Source organism: Xanthomonas pisi DSM 18956 (genome assembly GCF_001010415.1).
Classification (GTDB): Bacteria; Pseudomonadota; Gammaproteobacteria; order Xanthomonadales; family Xanthomonadaceae; genus Xanthomonas; species Xanthomonas pisi.
The window spans coordinates 1-294 of the sequence record NZ_JPLE01000279.1 but is presented as its reverse complement, the minus strand read 5'-3'; the positions used below and the strand labels follow the sequence as shown (position 1 = coordinate 294).

The window sequence follows — 294 nt, the reverse complement described above, 5'->3', positions numbered from 1 at the left end:
AGTTCAAGAGTCGTACCAACTTCGGTCGGCAAGTCTTTCCCTGATATCAAACCGATGCTGATGCCGCCTGTTGATCCATCCCAGGCAGCGCCTTCAACAATCTCAGCGCCAAGGTCAATTTCGATACGTTGCAAATCACCTGCGCCTATGTTGTAGAATTTAGGAATATAGCCACCCATCCCATCCGGTACAGTTACAAAAAGTTTTTGACCGTTAACCGTGTTGTTTTTGACTATTGCGATAAATGACAAAGGGCCAGTCAGGGTGCCAGTGTATTTAGTAGCAAGTACAGCG

1 protein-coding gene is annotated in these 294 nt (G+C 46.6%); it reads right to left on the bottom strand.

What is annotated here, in order from left to right; genetic code table 11:
* On the bottom strand, nt 1-294 hold a 294-nt coding region (locus tag Y887_RS20840), incomplete at both ends, for a hypothetical protein (RefSeq protein ID WP_162199183.1).